Origin of the sequence: Clostridium sp. (genome assembly GCF_029258205.1) — a bacterium.
Taxonomy (GTDB): domain Bacteria; phylum Bacillota; class Clostridia; order Clostridiales; family Clostridiaceae; genus Sarcina.
On sequence record NZ_JARHZJ010000054.1, the window covers coordinates 1 to 2,055 of the forward strand.

The 2,055-nt window shown below is 31.1% G+C and carries 2 protein-coding genes; both read right to left on the reverse strand.

The window, feature by feature from the left end:
* The coding region (gene galU / locus Q1J60_RS07480; protein ID WP_300375239.1) for a UTP--glucose-1-phosphate uridylyltransferase GalU at positions 1-848 on the reverse strand (848 nt) is incomplete at its 3' end.
* A 174-nt stretch (positions 849-1,022) separates the two neighbouring features.
* Positions 1,023-2,039: a UDP-glucose 4-epimerase GalE gene (gene galE / locus Q1J60_RS07485; protein WP_300375241.1), complete on the reverse strand. Its 1,017-nt coding sequence runs from the start codon at positions 2,037-2,039 to the stop codon at positions 1,023-1,025.
* Between the last annotated feature and the right edge of the window lie 16 nt (positions 2,040-2,055).

The window sequence follows — 2,055 nt, forward strand, 5'->3', positions numbered from 1 at the left end:
TCAATAAACCCATCTCTAAGATCTGGTCTTCTTAAAGCAAATTCAACTGTTGCTTCTAAAAATCCAAGTTTATCTCCCACATCATATCTTCTTCCTTCAAAGTCATAAGCATACATAGCTTCTTCTCTCATAAGCTCTAAAAGAGCATCTGTTAATTGGATTTCTCCACCTTTTCCTGGCTTTGTATTTTCTAAAATATCAAATATTCTTGGAGTTACTATATATCTTCCTAATATAGCAACATTTGAAGGCGCTTCTTGTTTTGATGGTTTTTCAACTAAACCCTTTACTTTATAAACTCTACCTTCAATGTGTTTTCCATCAACTATTCCATATTTAGAAACATTTTCTTCTGGAACAGTTTGAACACCTAATACGCTAGTTCTATATTCATTATAACAATCAATTAATTGCTTTAAGCACGGTTTTTCATCATTATAAACTACATCATCACCAAGTAATATTGCAAAAGGCTCATCTCCTACAAAAGTCTTAGCACAATGGATGGCATGTCCAAGTCCCTTTGGTTCCTTTTGTCTTATATAATGAATATCTACCATATCTGATATATCTCTAACTAAGTCTAAAAGTTCTGTTTTTCCTGATTTTTCAAGTTCCATTTCAAGTTCCACATTACGGTCAAAGTGATCTTCAATAGCCTTTTTACTTCTTCCTGTAATAACAAGTATTTCCTCTATACCTGAAGCTATAGCTTCTTCAATTATGTACTGAATAGTTGGCTTATCGACTATTGGAAGCATCTCCTTAGGCTGCGCCTTTGTTGCTGGTAAAAATCTAGTACCAAGACCTGCTGCTGGTATTATAGCTTTTCTTATTTTATTATTCATTCTCTTATCCCCTTGTAAAGCAAAATTTTAATATTAAGTTCTAATTTAAATTTCCTTTGATTTTGAAATATACCTGTAAAACCCATCTTAATATCAACTATTTGCGAAATTAAATTAGATTTAAAAGGCTATTTTAAAATCAAAACTAACTAAAAATAAATCTTAATATGAAATTTATTTAAAGTTTTTCATTCCAACACATTGCCATTTCCAAAAATCTTTACACATGTCATCTAAGTTCTTCTCTGCCTTCCATCCAAGCTCCTTTTCTGCCTTTGATGGATCTGCAAAACTTATAGCAATATCTCCTGCTCTTCTATCTACTATTTTATAAGGTATTTCCTTACCTGATGCCTTTGAAAAAGCTTTTATTATATCTAATACAGAATATCCTTGTCCAGTTCCTAAATTATATACACTAACTCCAGAACCATCTACTAATTTCTTCATAGCAGCTACATGTCCTTTCGCTAAATCAACAACATGTATATAATCCCTTACCCCAGTTCCATCTGGAGTGTTATAATCATCTCCAAATACTCTTACATAGTCTAATTCTCCATCAGCTACCTTTGAAACATAAGGCATAAGATTATTTGGTATTCCATTAGGTAATTCCCCTATTAATCCACTTTCATGAGCTCCAACTGGATTAAAGTATCTAAGAAGTACAATATCCCATGAATTATCTGATACATATATATCCCTTAAAATATCCTCTGTCATAGCCTTACATCTACCATATGGATTTGTTGCAAATCCTGCTTGAAGCCCTTCATGTACAGGCACTATTTCACTATCTCCATAGACAGTGGCTGAAGAACTAAATATAAATTTCTTAACATTATGATTTCTCATGCTTGTTAAAAGATTTAAAGTTCCAATAATATTGTTATTATAATATTCTAAAGGTTTCTCAACTGACTCTCCTACTGCCTTAAGAGAGGCAAAGTGTATAACAGCATCTATTTTTTCATTTTTAAAAACATTGTCTATATCTTCAAAATTTACTAAGTCACCTTCATAAAACTTTATATTTTTTCCTGTTATTTTTTCAACTATATCCTTAATTTCTTTTCTACTATTTACTAAATTATCAATAACAACAACAGAATTATTATCATCCCTTAATAACTCTACTATTGTATGACTTCCTATATATCCAATTCCACCAGTTAATAATATATTCATCTTAACTTATCCCTCC